The sequence below is a fragment of the Paenirhizobium cremeum genome (genome assembly GCF_047553425.1).
Classification (GTDB): Bacteria; Pseudomonadota; Alphaproteobacteria; order Rhizobiales; family Rhizobiaceae; genus Allorhizobium; species Allorhizobium cremeum.
Genome location: NZ_CP180219.1, coordinates 110,117 through 126,226, shown reverse-complemented (window position 1 = coordinate 126,226; position 16,110 = coordinate 110,117). Strand labels below are relative to the sequence as shown.

Below are 16,110 nucleotides of genomic sequence, written 5' to 3'. Positions count from 1 at the left end.
TCACTTGACCGGATAGCTGAAGGAAACGCGCGAGATGAGAGCGAACACACCCATCATCAGCGCGGAAATGGCGAGGTACATCAAGGTGATGGAGAAATAGACCTCGAAGGAGCGGAACGTATCCGCCTCGATCTTCTGGGCGACCGAGGTCAGCTCGTAGGCCGCGATCGACGTGCAGACCGAAGTCGTCAGTGTCAGCATGATGAACTGGCTGGTGAGCGACGGGTAGACCGCTCTCAATGCCGGCTTCAGGACGATGTGGCGGAAGATCTGCGCGCGGTGCAGGCCAAGCGCCAACCCTGCCTCCACCTGGCCTTTCGGAACGGAATCGACCCCGCCGCGAATGATCTCGATGGCATAGGCACCTCCGTTCAGCGCCAGCGCGATGATGGCCGTGACTGTCGGGTTGAGCCTAAGGCCGAACTGGGGCAGCGCGAAGAAGATGAAGAAGATCTGCACGAGGAAGGGCGTGTTGCGGATGACCTCGACAAAGCCGATCACCAAGCCGCGCAGCAACCTGAACCGCGAGCGGCGGGCGACGACGCCGAGAACGCCGATGACGGTCGCAAGCGACATGCCGGCGACGGCCAGTCCAATCGTTGCAAGGCATGCAAGCAGCAACTCGGGCAGCCGATCGGCGACCACCGAGAAATCGAGACTGTACGACATTGTTCCTCCGGACCCGCTTCGCGGGTCTGAACAGGCCTTGCCTGTTTTCCTCCTCTCGAAATCCAGGGACTTCGAATTCCTCTGACTGTTCACCGGACCTGACGTTGATGCGATTTCCTCCCGCATCCGGTTTCCGAACATGAATGTTTGTACCAGTTAGTTCATTTTTGTGTCAAGCCTTCGATCCTCACAAATCGCTTCCGAAATCGCTTTTTTGACGAAATCCAAGATCAAGAAAACGCTTGTGTTTCAATATCTAAAAGGCGGAAAGCCGAGATATGACGCAACAAAAAACGTCCCCCGCGGCCTGCCGCGTGGGTCACCGAGATTCCACAGGCGGAAAACGCCGATGCGTTCCAGTCAGTCTTTTTCCGACCCGAGCCGCTCGATCTGGCCGATCAGGCGCCTTGCGGTCGACAGCGCAGCGCCAGTCGCTATTACCATCTGCGGCAGGATCATCCATTCGAGCATCCAGGCTGCTCCCGAGCGTTCCTGCTCATGCACCAGCGACTGGTGCATGGCGGAAAGCTGCACGGCGTTGAAGCGCGCAAGGGTGACGAGAAGCTCGGCGGTAACCGGATTCTGCTTGTGGGGCATGGCCGAGGAACCGCCGCCTCCGGAAAGCCGGATTTCCGATCCCACTTGGGCGAGCAGGGCGATATCCTGTCCCAACTTACCAAGGCATCCTGAAATCAGCGACAGCAGGGCTGCAAACTCCGCCAGTCCGTCACGCTGACTGTGCCATTGCGGCTGGTCGGCAAGATCGAGGCGGGCCGCAAGTGCTGCGCGTACGGCCGGCCCTTTGTCGGCGAGTTTTTCCAGCGTGCCGGCCGCATCGCCGAATTGCAGGGCAAAACCCGATTTGGAGAAGGCCGCAAGCCGCGCATGGTGGCGTTCGAGCGGTTCCTTCCACGAGGAAATGCGGTCGCCGGCGGTGATGGCAATTGCTGCCTGCATGCGGGTGTAGCCCATCAGCGTAAGGTTTCCGTCGCGCTTCGAAAGGGCACCAAGACCGGCGGTCAAAACCGCCAGCCTTTCCATCAGGATACCCGTTGCCGCCTTGAGACGGAGTACGAGGCTTGTGTCGATGACGTCCTGGCTGGTTGCACCGAAGTGAACCTTGTCCGATGCGGCGTCCCCCACCTTCCGGCGCAGTTGCCGGACGAATTCGGGCACGACCACGCCATCCCTTGCCATCCCGTCCGAGAGCGCCGCCATATCCGGCACAAAGCCGGCGAGATGGGTGACGATGGCGTTTGCCGTCTCGACAGGGAAAATGCCGCATTCCGCTTCCGCCTTCGCAAGCTCGGTCTCGAAGCGAAGCATGGCGGCGACATCCGCATCCGCCGAGAAGAGCGAAGCGATTTCGGCATCCCCCATAAAGCCGGAAAGAAACGGATGCTCGAAGACGGAAATGCTCATGGCCCGCTCAGATATCGAAGAACACGGTTTCACCTTCGCCCTGCAGACGAATGTCGAAGCGATAGGTGCTGTCGCCCTCCTTGCTTGCGATCAGCGTCGGAATGCGATTCTTGTGTTCTATACGCGCGAGAACCGGATCCTCCGCATTGGCCGCCGTTTCCTCGGGGAAGTACATGCGGGTGTGGAGTCCGATATTGATGCCGCGTGCGACGATCCAGAAGGTAACATGCGGGGCCATCCAGCGCCCATCCTTGAACGGCACGCGACCGGGCTTGATCGTCTCGAACACGAATTCGCCGGTTTCCATGTCGCCCGGGGAGCGCCCCCAACCGATGAAATTCGGGTCCGCCGATCCGCGTGTCTCGCTCGGGCTGTTGTAGAAGCCTGCGTCGTCGGCCTGCCAGATTTCGATCAGCGCGTCCTTCAGCGGGTTGCCACCGCCGTCAAAGACGGTTCCGCGAATGGTGATGCGGGTGCCGCGGGTCTGCTCGTTATAGAGCGAGCCGGAGCCAAGATCCTTCTCGAAGATTCCGTGAATGCCGACGAAGTTGGGCGTGCAGCCGATATGGACGTAGGGTCCTGCGGTCTGGGAAGCGCTTTCCTTGAGGTAGCCAAGCGGTTGAACCATGTCAGTTGCCCTCCGGGCGGTTCTCGAAGAAGGTGGAATGGCGGCCGCGCAGGACGATATCGAACTTGTAGGCGCGCATATCCATCGGAATGGTGGCGTTCATGTCGAGCGGCGCGACGAGGCGGCGTATGGCATCCTCGTCCGGGATCGTCTTGACGATCGGACAACGCCAAATCAGCGGATCGCCCTCGAAGTACATCTGGGTGATGAGACGCTGCTGGAAGCCATGGCCGAAGATCGAGAAATGGATATGCGCCGGGCGCCAGTCGTTGACGCCGTTCGGCCAGGGATAAGGGCCGGGCTGGATGGTCTTGAACCAGTAGTAGCCGTTCTCGTCGGTAATGGTACGGCCGACGCCGCCGAAATTCGGATCGATCGCCGCCAGATAGGTTTCTTTCTTGTGACGATAGCGGCCGCCGGCATTGGCCTGCCAGAACTCCACCAACGCGCCTGCAACGCCGCGCCCCCGCTCGTCGAGCACACGGCCGTGGACGAGAATGCGCGGGCCGATCGGCATTTCTCCGGGCTTGGCATAATTCAGGATCAGATCGTTATCCAGCGGATTGAGCATTCCGTGTCCGAACACCGGCCCGGTAATCTCGCTCTTGGTGCCCTCCAGCGAAATCAGCGCGCGCTGCGGTGAACGAAGGACGGTCGTCTTGTACCAGGGCGCGTAGGCCGGTGGATGCATATCGCGATCACGTGCGAAGAAAGGCCCGGTTTCGGGTGGTCGATTGTTCATTTCGTCTCCTCCATCTGCGAATTATCGGCATCGCGTTCGGCCAGCGCAAGCTTGGCGATCTTGAAGGCGTGGTTCGCCGCGGGAACGCCGGCATAGATGGCCACATGCATCAACGCCTCGCGGATATCCTCCTCCGTGGCGCCAGTATTGGCGGTCGCGCGGACATGCATCGCCACTTCGTCGTCATGGCCGAGCGCCGCCAGGAGCGCGATCGTCACCATGGAGCGTTCGCGCTTCGTCCAGTGGCTCCCCGACCAGACCGTCCCCCAGGCCGTTTCGGTAATCAGGGTCTGAAAGGGTTGGTCGAAGGACGTTGCGTTCGCGCTTGCGCGGTTCACATGGGCATCACCCAGGACGGAGCGGCGGACAGCCAGGCCCTTCTTGTAACGATCGGAAGGCTGCGAGGGGTCAGTCATCTTTTCATTGCTCCGGCAGGGATTTCAGGAAAGCGGAAACCGCGGCTGCATAGGCCGCCGGCTGTTCGACACAGGGGATATGACCGCAGGCCGCGATCTCGACGAAGCGGCTTTGAGGAATGAGGCCGGCGAGCGAGCGCACGAGGTCAGGGGGCGTCGACCCGTCCTGATCGCCCACCAAGCAGAGCGTTGGTGCTGCGATACGCCTTGCCGCATCGGTATAATCCGCATCGCGGATCGCCGCGCAGGTGCCGCAATAGCCATTGACTGCCTGGCGGGCAAGCATGATGCGGCAACCGGCGTAAAGCGCGTTGTCTTCGGTGCGAAAGGCCGGCGTGAACCAGCGTTCCATGATCGGGTCGATCATGTCGCCGAGGCCGTTCGCAAGGATCGCATCGATGCGGGCGTTCCACATTTCAGGCGAACCGATCTTGTGGGCGGTGTTGGAAAGAACGAGCGCCGTGACGAGGTCGGGACGAATCGCATAGGCGGCCTGAGCGATGAGCCCGCCGACCGAAAGACCCCAGACAATTGCTTGCCGGACGCCGAGTTGTTCGAGCAGCACGATGAGGTCGTTCGCATGGGTCTCGATGGAATAGGGCGGCGCGCCCGTGCCGGAAAGACCATGACCGCGCTTGTCGTGAACAACATAGGCATAGGTGTCGCCGAGTTCCTCGATCACCTCGTCCCATATGCGGAAATCCGTGCCGAGCGAGTTCACGAAGGCGATGACCGGCTTGCCGGTCGCGAGACCTTCGGCACGGTAATGGATCGTCGTCCCCTCCACTGTCAGAAAATGCATGTCCGCTCTCCTCTTGCTAGGGATATTGCTATGTGAATTTGGTTAAGTAAAATGAGTTTTTGTCGCTAACTTATAATCTGCAGGTTATGTCTCAGCAGGTCGATCCGCGCATCAAGTTTCGTCACCTTCAGGCCTTCGTCGAAGTCGTGCGCCAGAAAAGCGTGAACCGAGCGGCGGAACGTCTTCATGTCAGCCAGCCGGCGGTGACGAAGACGATCCGCGAGCTGGAGGATATTCTCGGCGTCTCGCTTTTCGAGCGGGAAGGCAGGGGCATTCGTGCGACCCGCCACGGCGAGGTCTTCATGCGTCACGCGGGAGCCACGCTGACGGCTCTGCGCCAGGCTGTCGATTCCGTTTCCCAGGAAAGCGCCCGCGCCGGCCCTCCCGTGCGGGTTGGCGCCCTGCCCACGGTCTCCGCCCGCATCATGCCGCAGGCGATGACGCGCTTTCTGGCCGAGGACACGGGCAGCGCCGTGAAGATCGTGACCGGCGAAAATGCGGTTCTGATCGAACAATTGCGGCTCGGCGATCTCGACCTCGTCGTCGGTCGTCTGGCAGCACCGGAAAAGATGACGGGCCTGTCCTTCGAGCATCTTTATTCGGAACGGGTGCTGTTCGTGGTGCGCGCCGGACACCCGCTGCTGGCGCCGGCAACCAATGTCTTTGACCGGTTGCGCGACTTTCCGGTGCTGATACCGACACGCAACTCCGTCATTCGTCCGATCGTCGAACAGTTTCTGATCGCCCACGGCGTCCCGCTTCCGCCGACGCAGATCGAGACCGTCTCCGATTCTTTCGGTCGCGCGTATCTCAGGATGAGTGAGGCGGTGTGGATCATTTCCGAAGGTGTCGTCGCAGGCGATATCGCCGATGGCGTATTGGCCGCCCTGCCGCTGGATACGGATGATACCCGCGGCCCCGTCGGCCTGACCATGCGGGCCGACACGGTGCCGTCTCTGACGTTAAGCCTGCTGATGCAGGCCATTCGCTCGGCATCGGCCGAAGGGTCTGTCGGCGCGGGGTGACGGCGAGCCAGGGAAACGCTCGGACATTTGCGACCTTGCCCCGGCGGATGCGTGCCGACGGTCCGGGCGGTAGGACTTCGGATCGACGAGCAGCGCGTGGTCGCATCGTTTCCGACGTTCCGAAACCGGATAGGGCATGGGAACTGCGGCTGCAATTCCTGCCTCCAGGATCGTATCTATGGAACACTCGGCCGGCGCCGACTGCGCCGAAGGAAAAGGCCGTTCCTGCCGCGGGGGGCGTGCTCCGACCTTCCCAACGATCTCGCCCTCGATGACGTCGAGCAGACGAGGAGTGGCGCCAGAGGCATTCGGGAAATCTACCGGTCTCCTATCGGATCTCCAGCTTTTCTCTGTCGATACCCCCGCCCGTGCAACAGGCCGCCCTCCTTGCTGCCGGAGTCGCTCGCCCGGTAATCTCTATTTACAAACGTTATGTATGTATATATTTTGACGTCGAGGCTGAATGCACGCCGGGATCCTGAACGGTTCCGGCTTGCATTTGCGCTGTTTGTTGTGGGGCGATCCATGTGTGCCCGGCAGCATTCCCCACAGAAAGGTTAGATATGTCCAGCAATGCTATTCGGACGATCGGGCGGCGCTTTGCGCTTGCTGCTCTGATCGGCATCCTTCCCGTCGCGGTTCACGCACAGGAGCAGCCTTTGCCGACGGTAACGGTCGAAAAGGTCAGCGTCGCCGATTTCACCTTGACTGCCCGCCTGCCGGGACGCGTCAAGGCATCCACCGTGGCGGAGGTTCGCCCACAGGTATCCGGCATCATCCGCGACCGGCAGTTCGAGGAAGGCGTTCGCGTCGAGGAAGGCCAGCCGCTCTACAAGATCGAGGACGAGACCTATGTCGCGGCCGTCGCTTCCGCGAAGGCCGCGGTGGCGGAGGCGCAGGCGAACTACGACCTCGCCGTGATCGAGGCGCGCCGGGCCGAGGAGCTTTTTGCCAACAAGAGCGGCACGGCGTCCAATCGGGACAGCAAGGTTGCCGATCGTAGCAAGACCGATGCGGCGCTGCAGGTCGCACGCGCCGAACTGACCAGCGCAGAAATCGATCTCGAGAGAACCACGATCCGCGCCCCGATCACCGGCGTGATCGGCTTTTCCCAGACGACCCCGGGTGCGCTGGTCGCCGCCCAGCAGACAACGGCGCTGACCACGATCCGCGCCCTTGATCCGATCTACGTCGATGTCACGCAGTCGGCGACCGATCTCCTGCGGTGGAACGCACTCAACAAGTCCGGTTCTGCGCGGGCGACCGGCGTTGCCACGATGATCCTGCCGAACGGCGAGGCATATCCGCTGAAGGGGGACCTCAAGGCCGCCGAACCGCAGGTGGAACCGACCACCGGCATGGTGACGCTGCGCATCACCTTCGCCAATCCCGACCAGTTGTTGCTGCCGGGCCTCTACGTCGAGGTCGAACTGCCGCAGGATACCGCGAAGGACGCCGTGCTGGTTCCGCAAAGCGCGGTGATGCGAACCGCCAAGGGCGAGGCCTTCGCCTGGATTGTCGAAGATGGCAAGGTTGCGGTACGACCGCTGACCATCCTGACCGGTTCCGGAAACTTCTGGGTAACCAGCAGCGGGCTGAAGGCTGGCGACGCACTGATTACCTCGGGTTTCCAGAAGATCGCGCCCGGTGCAGCGGTTCAGATAGCTGCCGAACCCTCGGCTGAGCAGCAGGCTGCTGCAAGCGGGAGCAACTGAACATGGCGCGCTTCTTCATCGACCGCCCGATCTTTGCCTGGGTGATCGCGATCATCATCATGGGCCTCGGGGTGCTTTCCATCCTGCGGTTGCCGATTTCCCAGTATCCCTCGATCGCGGGACCATCCATCGTGATCGGTGCCAACTACCCTGGCGCCTCGGCCGAAACCGTGGCCGACACCGTCGTACAGATCGTCGAAAAGGAGATGACCGGTCTCGACGGGCTTCGCTACATCGACTCGTCGACCACATCGACCGGCCGCGCAACCATCACGCTGACCTTCACGCTCGGCACCGATCCCGACATTGCTCAGGTGCAGGTCCAGAACAAGCTCAGCCAAGCGGAGGCCAATCTTCCCGAGGAGGTTACCCGCCAGGGCGTTACCGTGGAAAAATCGGCGACCGGCTATCTCATGGTCATCGGCCTGATTTCGCAAGACGGCTCGCGCACCGCCATCGATCTCGCCGACTACCTGAATTCCTATATGGTGGAGCCTGTCTCGCGCCTGTCGGGCGTGGGCAAGGTCGAGGTGTTCGGTTCGGAGTATGCGATGCGGATCTGGCTCGATCCGCAGAAGTTGAAATATTACGACCTGTCTCCCGATACGGTAGTCTCTGCGATCAGCGCCCAGAACGCGCAGATTTCCGCGGGCAGCTTCGGTGCGATGCCCGCGCCGGAAGGCACGCAGCTGAATGCGACCGTAACCGCCCAATCGCTGCTCAAGACGCCGGAAGATTTCGAGCGGATCGTGCTGCGCGCCGACACGGACGGCGGGCTTGTCCTGCTGCGGGACGTCGCCCGTGCCGAGCTTGGCTCCGAGAACTATGAAATTTCCAGCTTCTATAACGGCAAGCCCGCGGCGGGCATGGCAATCCAGCTCGCTTCGGGCGCGAACGCGCTCGAAACGGCCGAACTCATCAAGGCAAAGGTGGCGGATCTCGCCGAATTCCTGCCCGCCGGCGTCAGCTATGTCATCCCGTATGATACGACGCCCTTCGTCAGCCTCTCCATCGAGGCGGTGATCCACACGCTCATCGAGGCGATCGCCCTTGTCGTCCTGGTGATGCTGCTGTTCCTTCATAACTTCCGGGCAACGCTCATTCCGACGCTTGCGGTTCCGGTGGTTCTTCTTGGAACCTTCGGCATCATGGCGGCACTCGGTTTCACCATCAACACGCTGACGATGCTCGCCATGGTGCTGGCCATCGGGCTGCTGGTCGATGATGCCATCGTGGTGGTGGAAAACGTCGAACGCATCATGCGCGACGAACATCTCGATCCTGTTGCGGCGACGAAGAAATCGATGGGCGAGATTTCGGGAGCCCTCGTCGGCATTGCGATGGTCGTTTCCGCCGTTTTCGTGCCCATGGCCTTCTTCGGCGGCTCGACGGGGGAAATGTACAAGCAGTTCTCCGTCACCATCGTTTCGGCGATGGCCCTTTCGGTTCTCGTCGCGCTGATCTTCACTCCGGCGCTCTGCGCGACCGTGCTCAAGGCGCATTCACATGATAGCGGCAAGGGGCTGGGAAGACGGTTTGGCAATTGGTTTGAGCGGTATTTCTCCCGCCTGACCGCGATCTATGGTCGTGTTGTCGGGATGACGGCCCGGCGTCCGCTGCGGATGTTCGTCGTCTACCTGGTTCTGGTCGCAGGGATGGTCGGTCTTTACCTGCGCACCCCCACCTCGTTCCTTCCGGATGAGGACCAGGGCACGATGTTTACGATCGTCCAGGCCCCGTCCGGCGGCACGGCGGAAAATACAGAGAAACTGCTGCGCCAGGTCGAAGGCTACTTCATGAATGCCGAAGGCAAGAACGTGGACTCGGTATTTTCCGTGCGAGGCTTTTCATTTGCCGGGCAGGGACAGAACATGGGCATGATGTTCATCAAGCTCAAGGACTGGGACGAACGGGACGGACCCCAAAACTCGGCCCAGGCCATTGCGGGCCGCGCCTTCGGTCCGCTCATGGGCGGCATCCGCGAGGCCATCGTGGTGCCGATCGTCCCGCCTGCCGTCATGGAACTGGGCAACTCGAACGGGTTCACCGCCTTCCTTCAGGCACGCTCGGGCCAAAGCCACGAGGCCTTGCTTGAAGCACGCAACGCCCTGCTTGGGATGGCATCGCAAAGCAACAAGCTCATGGCCGTCCGGCCGAGCGGTGTTGAGGATGCCTCGCAATTCGAACTCAACATCGATTGGGGCAAGGCTGGGGCCGTCGGTCTCAGTGCGTCGGACGTCGGTTCGTTCCTCACTACCATCTGGTCGAGTTCCTATGTCAACGACTTCCTCTATGAGGGCCGTATGAAGCGCGTCTATGTCCAGGGCGAGCCTTGGGCACGTACGGGGCCGGAAGACCTGGCGCTCTGGCGCGTGCCGAATTCGAACGGGGATTTCGTCGATTTCTCCACCTTCGCCACGCAGGATTGGGTTTTCGGTCCCCAGCAGGTCAGCCGTTACGACGCGTTGCCGGCGATGGAGATCGAAGGCTCGTCGGCGCCGGGCTTTTCTTCCGGTGACGCACTTGCCGAAATGGAACGCCTTGCCGCGCAGCTCCCTCCGGGCTTCAGCCTGCAATGGACAGGCCTTTCGCTGGAGGAAAAGGATTCCGGGGCAGGAGCGCTGCCGCTCTACGCTCTTGCACTGGCAACCATGTTCCTGTGCCTTGCCGCGCTTTACGAGAGCTGGACAATTCCGATCGCGGTATTGCTCGCTATGCCCGTCGGCATTCTGGGTGCGCTCATTGGAGCCCAGATCGGCGGACAGTCCAACGGGGTCTATTTCCAGGTCGGATTGCTGACAGTGGTGGGTCTTACCGGCAAGAATGGCATCCTGATTGTCGAATTCGCCCGCGAGCGGATGGCGAAACTCGGCGAGACCGCCTTCGAAGCGGTTTACGAGGCAGCAAAGCTCCGTTTTCGGCCGATCCTGATGACCTCGCTTGCCTTCGGTCTCGGCGTCGTTCCCCTGGTCGTGTCGACCGGGGCAGGTGCGGGCGCACGCCAGGCGATCGGCTTCGCGACGTTCTTCGGAACGGTCACCGGAACGCTGCTCGCCATCGTCTTCGTACCGGTGTTCTTCGTTCTGGTGAACCGCCTCTTTAGCCGTCGCAGATCGGAGGCGGCGGTGGAGGCGACCGTCTGAGGCCATCGCTACCTGCGGTCCCGGGCTTGTTTCCCGCCCGGGACCGCGAAACCTCGGCTTCCTCGAAAATGTCGAGGCTGAAAGCAGTCCTTCAGTTCAATTCCGAAGGTCGAATGCGGGAAAGAAGAGTGGCTCCGTGCAAGCGTTGCCCTTAAGCGGTGGCACAGAAAAAAGTACGCATGTGCGTTCGAACCTTTTCCCACAACGGATCGTCTCGGATACGACAGCAGCGTTCCTCGGCGACCCGCCCGATGTACGCGCTTCATTTCGAAATTTTCTGTTTCGTTCGTTGTTGCCGGCAAGGAAGGGCGGCGGCCGGACCGCATCCCGCTTCATCTTCTGCGACGTGCAATGAAGAGATCGGGCGGTCTCGGTTGACGGTTCGGTCGTCGTAGTGATTGCGACCCGTTGTCAATCACAATCGGATGCGGTGTTGGAGCTGTAAAGCTTGACAGGACACTGGATAAAGCTATGCCGCACTGGCGTTTCATCAATGATAACTGCGGCGGTTCTGTTATCGATGGAAGACGTTCCATATCCAGCCTTCTTCTTGCTGCAAAAAAAGAAAATGGAGAAACACAGTGAGGCGAACCAAAGAACAGGCGGCGGAAACCGGCCGGCAAATTTTACAGGCGGCGGAGGATCTTTTCCTCGAGAAGGGTTATGAGGATGTCACTCTCGAAGAGATCGCCGCACTCGCAGGTGTGACGCGCGGAGCGGTGCACTGGCATTTCAAGAACAAGCAAGGCCTGCTGCTCGCATTGCGCGATGCGGCGCAGGAGCCGTTCCGCGTATTGGCCGATGAACTGGCAGCCAGCAATGGGGCCGCCTCGCTGAAAAAGTTCGGGGACATTTTCGCGGACATTTTCGACCGGCTCGAAAACGATCCTCGCCAGCAGGCTCTGCTGCGCGGCATGATACGGCTGGACATCGCGCTTTCCGAAAAGGACGAACCGGGTGGTACCACTTTCCGTGCTGAGATGAACGGTATCTTTGTACGGCTATTTCAGGCGGTTGAACGCGACACCGGAATGCCGCCGCCATGGACACCACATACGGCTGCCTCCATGCTAAGCGCCACCATAAGCGGCCTCGTTTTCGAATGGGCCCTGGGGAAGGGTGCCTTTCACATCTCTCCCGACGGAAGTTTGTTCGTCCGCACAATTCTCTCCAGTCTGACAAAGTGATTGACGGAGGGGGGGCCGCCAATAGTGGCGGTTTCACCTCTTTGGCCGAACGCGTGTGAAGGTACGCGCAGGTATCTGCGTCGTCTCGACAACCTGCCTGGTCGGCGGCGCTGCGCCTTTCTTTCTATCCATTCGGTTTCTCACAGGTATCCAAGACATTCCGGTCGAGTTGAGCGACTTCCACCTTTGGTCCGCGGAACGCAGAAAGCTTGCTATTTCAAATTTACAAACGTTGTGTTTGTATGTATAAACGAGACCAATCGTCCAGCGAGCGCGGTTCGACGGTTTGGTCGCTTCTGCACGGTGCGGCTTCGTCGCCTTCCCGTCCGATGGGGTCAAAGGCGGCGCGGCTGGTTCTTGCGCCATGGGGTGGAGGTGAACTGGAGATGTCGGAACACAGCGAGACCATTGCTGACGAAGCGATATCCGCAACGGCGGGGAGCCGTCGTCGTGCCATCGCTGCGAGCCATCGGCGAAAGCAAAGAGGCCGCTTCACAGGAATTTTCCGCTTACCGACTCTTATTCGGAGCCCCGCGGATCAGGGTCGGTGATGTCCGTGGGTTCCCCCGATCTCGGACATCAATCGGGACGCGCGCTCTCCGCTGCGCGCGTCCCAACTTTCTTCGGTATCTTTCGTGCCGCGATATCAAACCGGCGCAGGGCCATCTCCAACCGCTTCCGGCAACCCTCGGACTGGATACGTCTGGTCGCGCTCGGCATCCTTCTTATCGATCTTGCGGCCCTATCCTTGTTGAACACACTGTCAGGCTGGGGCATGAACGGTTATCGGCCGGGGATGGGTGCCGTCTTCGGAGGATTGCTCACCGGCATCATCACCATCCGGGTAGCGCGACCGGCACTTTACATGGATTGGATCGCAACCGGGATCCTGCAGATCGGGCTTGGGTTCATCCTTCCAGGGGAGCCGCAGTTGGCGGCCATGCCGGCATTCGCTCTGTTCTGCATTCTGTTCGCCGCTCTCGGAACAGTGAGGCTCTGGATTGGCGCGACACTGGAACCTGGCAAGGGAGCCGCCTCCCTGATGGCCGGCGGGTTGACGAGCCTGTTCTGCGTCGCATGGGCCGTCATCGACCGTTTCGCCGCAATCGGCGTGGCTTCCGATGTCATCGTGGCGACCGATCTCCTGCTCACGGGAATCTCGATCGTCGGCTTCGGTCTTGCCTTGCGTCATCCCCCTTCAAAGATGGAGTGAACCTGTGACGTGGGGTGCTTGCATGGAGCCTGGAGTTCCGCGTGACGTCCTGGTCGGTTCGCTGCCGGAACTGCCGGGGTGAGTTACAGCAATTGCGGGGTCCTCCCCAAAGGGCGAGCCTGAATTCCTGTCTACGATGCCTGCGGGAGTGCGGAGAGAGTATTCGTTTGGGGAGACAATGCAGCCGTTAGGATCGTCGACTCGGCCAAGGGGGAAACGGGAAGGATGAAGGAACCATGCTGTCCGTGTTCGACGATGTGAGCCTCGATGCCATAGACCGCGCGCAGGCGGGCCGATGTGAGGACTTCCGCTCCGCTGCCGGTAGCCTCGAGCCTTCCGCGATGCAGGAGCAGCAGGGTGTCGCCGTTCCGGGCCGCAAGGTTCAGGTCGTGTATCGCCATCAGAACGAGCGCGCCGGTGCGCTTCACATAGGCTCGCAGGCGGTCGAGGACGACCAACTGATGGCGCAGATCCAGGGCACATGTTGCCTCATCGAGAATCAGCAGCCGCGGTTGCCGCATCATCCTTTGCGCCAGCAATACCAGTTGCTGCTGCCCGCCCGATAGTGTGTTGATGCATCGCTCCGCCAGATGTTTCAGGCCGAACTCTTCCAGCATCCGGCCGGCGGCATCGATATCGTGGTCACCGATCCGCCAGCCTAGCTGCTCATGCCGCCCGAGAAGCAGTGTCTGCAGCACGGATAGCTCTGCTTTGACCGCGCAGTTCTGCGGCATAAAGCCGATGCATTTGCGGTCGACAGGCATGCCGTCCCAGAGGATGCGTCCGGAATGGGGGATCGAACCGGCGATGGTATTGAGAAGTGATGACTTGCCGGCGCCGTTCGGTCCGATCAGCGCGACGATCTGGCCCGCATGCAGGGACAGTGAAACACGGTCTATCACCTGCGTTCTTCCCCGGTTGACGCTGACGTTCCTGAGAGTGAGGCGATCGGTCATGCGATTTCTCCTTTGCCGCGGCGGGCGATGACGACGAACAACATGGGGACGCCGGCGACGGCGGTAATTATACCGACTGGAATGACTGCGGCGGGCGAGATGAGTTTTCCGAAAACCGAGGCACCGATCAGGATGATCGCACCGGTGAGGGCGGAAAGCGGCAGGGCGAAGCGGTGGTCTTCTCCGACGGCTGCCCGCGCCACATGTGGGGCGATCAGGCCGACGAAACCGATCGTCCCGACGAAGGATACCGCTGCCGCAGTCAGCAGTGCGACGAGCAGGAAGCTGCGCTTGCGCAGGGCATCGACCGACAGACCGAGGCTGGCAGCGTTGGCTTCCCCGAGGCGAAGAAGGGTGAGGTTCCAGCTGTCGCGCACCATGAAGGGCAGGCAGGCGACCAGGATCACGGCCGTGACCGTGACAGAGGTCCATGACGCTTTCAGAAGGCTCCCGAACAGCCAGAAGACGATCTCCTGCAGAACCTCCGGCGAGGCCATGAACTGCAGGAGGGATTGCATGGACTGGAAGAAGAAAAGGACGGCAATGCCGGCAAGAACGAGAATTTCCGGCGTGGAACCGCGCAGCAGCGCGACGAAATAGACGAGCGCGCAGGCAGCGAGGGTCATCAGAAAGGCAGAGGCCGGCACGCTGATGAAGCCGGGCAGGGGAAGGAGTCCGCCGAACATGATGGCTAGCGCCGCGCCGAAGCCGGCTGCTGCTGAAAAACCCAGTGTGAACGGGCTTGCAAGCGGATTGGCGAGAATGGTCTGCATCTGAAGGCCGGCAAGCCCGAGGCAGGCGCCGACCAGCACGCCCATGATGGTTTGCGGCATGCGCAACTGCCAGAGAATGGTGGCAGCCATACGGTCCTCGCCTGCCGGCCCGGCGACGAGCGCCGCCCATACGTCGGCGAGTGGCATGCCGGATGGGCCGCTGACCAGATCGAAGAGCAGCAGGGCGGCGAGAGCCGCCATGGCGAAGATGAGGGCGGTGAGTCGGGCAATGGCTGCGCGGCGATAGCCGCCACGCAGAGCGTGAATGGATATGGCCTCGGCTGTCATTGTCCGAGTGCCTTGTAGGGCAGCACGAAGACGCCATCGGCCTTGATCGGCATCCAGGTGTCGTAATAGCGCCGGATTTCGGCGGCCGGATCGATGTCCTTGAACGCCTCTGGATAGAGCTGCTTGGCGATGTACTGGGCGTAGACATAGTCGGAAAGCGTGCGCGCGCCGCCGTGATAGATGGCGTGCACCTGGTCGTTCCTGACGGCCGGCAGCTGATCCCAGCCCGGTCGTCCGAGATAGGCCTTCATGCGTTCTCGGGCAAGTTCATCCGTGGCTCCGAAGCCTACGGTGACGGCTTGCGGCCTGTTCAGCCATTCGGAGCCGGCAAGGAAGATAAGGTCCGGCTGCTGCGCCAGCACGTATTCCGGACTGAGAGGGCCCCAGTTCTCCACCTGCCCTTTGGCGATGTTGATGCCGCCGAGTTTTTCGATCAGCGTGCCCCACATGCCGTTGCCGTAGCTGTTTCCGACTTCCGACGGACCTTTCTGTGCGAGTTCGACATAGACTTTCTTGGTTGTCGGGGCAGCCTTTTGGATGCGCGCTTCTATATCCTCCATAGCTGCCTTGTATTCGGCCGCGAGCGCCTCGGCGCGCTTCTCGGAGCCCGTGACCTTGCCGAGCAGCAGCGTGGACTGCACATGTTTTTCCACCGTCTGGGCATTGTAGTCGAGGGTAAGCACCGGAATGCCGGCGGCATCGAACTGTTTTACGGCATCGCCGAGCGCGTCATACGACCAGGCGGCGAGGATGACGAGATCCGGCTTGGTGGCAATCGCCTTCTCAACGGAGAAAGTGCCGTTTTCGGTGTCGCCGATATCGGGAATGTTCTCGATCCCCGGGATTGCCCGGACATAGGTGGCAAACTGGTTCGGGCGCCAGTCCTTCCAGGTCGAGAGGGAAAGCGCAACCACCCGGTCCATGGCGCCCGGCCCGGCAACGGCAATGAAATCCTCATAATAAAAGCCAAGGACGATGCGCTTGGCAGGCTCGGCGAGTGAAACCTCACGTCCTTTCACATCCGTTACCCGGATTTCGGCAAATGCCTTGCCGGACAGGATGAGTATCGTGGCTACGGCAAGCAGTCTGAAAGCGTTTTTCATGACGTGTTTCTTTCGATTGGAGAATAGA

At 61.0% G+C, this 16,110-nt stretch carries 14 protein-coding genes; 5 read left to right on the top strand and 9 right to left on the bottom strand.

What is annotated here, in order from left to right; translation table 11 throughout:
• The 6 genes from ACLBKR_RS22025 to pcaD all read right to left on the bottom strand — a co-directional run bounded on the left by ACLBKR_RS22025 (position 1) and on the right by pcaD (position 4,679).
• Positions 1-669 carry an amino acid ABC transporter permease gene (locus tag ACLBKR_RS22025; protein WP_112829812.1) on the bottom strand — a complete coding sequence of 223 codons (669 nt, stop codon included), beginning with the start codon at positions 667-669 and terminating at the stop codon, positions 1-3.
• Between the two features lie 360 nt (positions 670-1,029).
• Positions 1,030-2,091, bottom strand: a complete 1,062-nt coding sequence (locus ACLBKR_RS22020; RefSeq protein WP_113446869.1) for a 3-carboxy-cis,cis-muconate cycloisomerase — start codon at positions 2,089-2,091, stop codon at positions 1,030-1,032.
• A 7-nt stretch (positions 2,092-2,098) separates the two neighbouring features.
• A complete protein-coding gene (gene pcaG / locus ACLBKR_RS22015) occupies positions 2,099-2,719 on the bottom strand; it encodes a protocatechuate 3,4-dioxygenase subunit alpha (protein ID WP_112829814.1) in 621 nt (206 codons plus the stop codon).
• 1 nt (position 2,720) lies between these two features.
• Positions 2,721-3,461, bottom strand: coding sequence for a protocatechuate 3,4-dioxygenase subunit beta (pcaH, locus tag ACLBKR_RS22010; RefSeq protein WP_112829815.1), 741 nt, complete (start codon positions 3,459-3,461; stop codon positions 2,721-2,723).
• The gene (gene pcaC, locus ACLBKR_RS22005) at positions 3,458-3,877 is read right to left on the bottom strand and encodes a 4-carboxymuconolactone decarboxylase (protein WP_112829816.1); all 420 of its coding nucleotides are present in this window, start codon (positions 3,875-3,877) and stop codon (positions 3,458-3,460) included. The genes pcaH and pcaC overlap by 4 nt, the downstream gene beginning before the upstream one ends.
• Positions 3,878-3,881: 4 nt before the next feature.
• Positions 3,882-4,679 (bottom strand): 3-oxoadipate enol-lactonase, encoded by a 798-nt coding sequence (pcaD, locus tag ACLBKR_RS22000; RefSeq protein ID WP_113446870.1) that lies wholly within the window; start codon positions 4,677-4,679, stop codon positions 3,882-3,884.
• Between the two features lie 86 nt (positions 4,680-4,765).
• Between pcaD and pcaQ the strand changes: the two genes are divergently transcribed.
• The 5 genes from pcaQ (at position 4,766) to ACLBKR_RS21975 (ending at position 12,962) form a co-directional block, all read left to right on the top strand.
• A complete protein-coding gene (pcaQ, locus tag ACLBKR_RS21995; RefSeq protein ID WP_113446871.1) occupies positions 4,766-5,704 on the top strand; it encodes a pca operon transcription factor PcaQ in 939 nt (312 codons plus the stop codon).
• Between the two features lie 563 nt (positions 5,705-6,267).
• Positions 6,268-7,419 (top strand): efflux RND transporter periplasmic adaptor subunit, encoded by a 1,152-nt coding sequence (locus tag ACLBKR_RS21990; protein WP_112829819.1) that lies wholly within the window; start codon positions 6,268-6,270, stop codon positions 7,417-7,419.
• Positions 7,420-7,421: 2 nt separating this feature from the next.
• A complete protein-coding gene (locus ACLBKR_RS21985; RefSeq protein ID WP_113446872.1) occupies positions 7,422-10,562 on the top strand; it encodes an efflux RND transporter permease subunit in 3,141 nt (1,046 codons plus the stop codon).
• 581 nt (positions 10,563-11,143) lie between these two features.
• Complete coding sequence (locus tag ACLBKR_RS21980; protein WP_112829821.1) at positions 11,144-11,749, top strand: TetR/AcrR family transcriptional regulator; 606 nt, start codon at positions 11,144-11,146, stop codon at positions 11,747-11,749.
• 550 nt (positions 11,750-12,299) lie between these two features.
• A complete protein-coding gene (locus ACLBKR_RS21975) occupies positions 12,300-12,962 on the top strand; it encodes a hypothetical protein (protein ID WP_113339992.1) in 663 nt (220 codons plus the stop codon).
• A 131-nt stretch (positions 12,963-13,093) separates the two neighbouring features.
• Here ACLBKR_RS21975 and ACLBKR_RS21970 read toward each other — a convergent pair whose 3' ends face one another.
• The 3 genes from ACLBKR_RS21970 to ACLBKR_RS21960 are packed head-to-tail and all read right to left on the bottom strand — an operon-like array spanning position 13,094 to position 16,082.
• Entirely contained in the window at positions 13,094-13,918 is an 825-nt protein-coding gene (locus tag ACLBKR_RS21970) for an ABC transporter ATP-binding protein (protein WP_113446873.1), read from the bottom strand.
• Complete coding sequence (locus ACLBKR_RS21965) at positions 13,915-14,979, bottom strand: iron ABC transporter permease (protein WP_113339990.1); 1,065 nt, start codon at positions 14,977-14,979, stop codon at positions 13,915-13,917. Before ACLBKR_RS21965 ends, ACLBKR_RS21970 begins: the two co-directional genes overlap by 4 nt.
• Positions 14,976-16,082 carry an ABC transporter substrate-binding protein gene (locus ACLBKR_RS21960; RefSeq protein ID WP_113446874.1) on the bottom strand — a complete coding sequence of 369 codons (1,107 nt, stop codon included), beginning with the start codon at positions 16,080-16,082 and terminating at the stop codon, positions 14,976-14,978. The genes ACLBKR_RS21965 and ACLBKR_RS21960 overlap by 4 nt, the downstream gene beginning before the upstream one ends.
• Between the last annotated feature and the right edge of the window lie 28 nt (positions 16,083-16,110).

Coding starts and splice junctions, on each gene's coding strand:
- pcaQ (WP_113446871.1), top strand. CDS start 4,766: ATGTCTCAGCAGGTCGATCCGCGCATCAAGTTTCGTCACCTTCAGGCC.
- ACLBKR_RS22025 (WP_112829812.1), bottom strand. CDS start 669: ATGTCGTACAGTCTCGATTTCTCGGTGGTCGCCGATCGGCTGCCCGAG.
- pcaD (WP_113446870.1), bottom strand. CDS start 4,679: ATGCATTTTCTGACAGTGGAGGGGACGACGATCCATTACCGTGCCGAA.
- ACLBKR_RS21985 (WP_113446872.1), top strand. CDS start 7,422: ATGGCGCGCTTCTTCATCGACCGCCCGATCTTTGCCTGGGTGATCGCG.
- pcaH (WP_112829815.1), bottom strand. CDS start 3,461: ATGAACAATCGACCACCCGAAACCGGGCCTTTCTTCGCACGTGATCGC.
- pcaC (WP_112829816.1), bottom strand. CDS start 3,877: ATGACTGACCCCTCGCAGCCTTCCGATCGTTACAAGAAGGGCCTGGCT.
- ACLBKR_RS21990 (WP_112829819.1), top strand. CDS start 6,268: ATGTCCAGCAATGCTATTCGGACGATCGGGCGGCGCTTTGCGCTTGCT.
- ACLBKR_RS21975 (WP_113339992.1), top strand. CDS start 12,300: ATGTCCGTGGGTTCCCCCGATCTCGGACATCAATCGGGACGCGCGCTC.
- ACLBKR_RS22020 (WP_113446869.1), bottom strand. CDS start 2,091: ATGAGCATTTCCGTCTTCGAGCATCCGTTTCTTTCCGGCTTTATGGGG.
- ACLBKR_RS21965 (WP_113339990.1), bottom strand. CDS start 14,979: ATGACAGCCGAGGCCATATCCATTCACGCTCTGCGTGGCGGCTATCGC.
- ACLBKR_RS21960 (WP_113446874.1), bottom strand. CDS start 16,082: ATGAAAAACGCTTTCAGACTGCTTGCCGTAGCCACGATACTCATCCTG.
- ACLBKR_RS21970 (WP_113446873.1), bottom strand. CDS start 13,918: ATGACCGATCGCCTCACTCTCAGGAACGTCAGCGTCAACCGGGGAAGA.
- pcaG (WP_112829814.1), bottom strand. CDS start 2,719: ATGGTTCAACCGCTTGGCTACCTCAAGGAAAGCGCTTCCCAGACCGCA.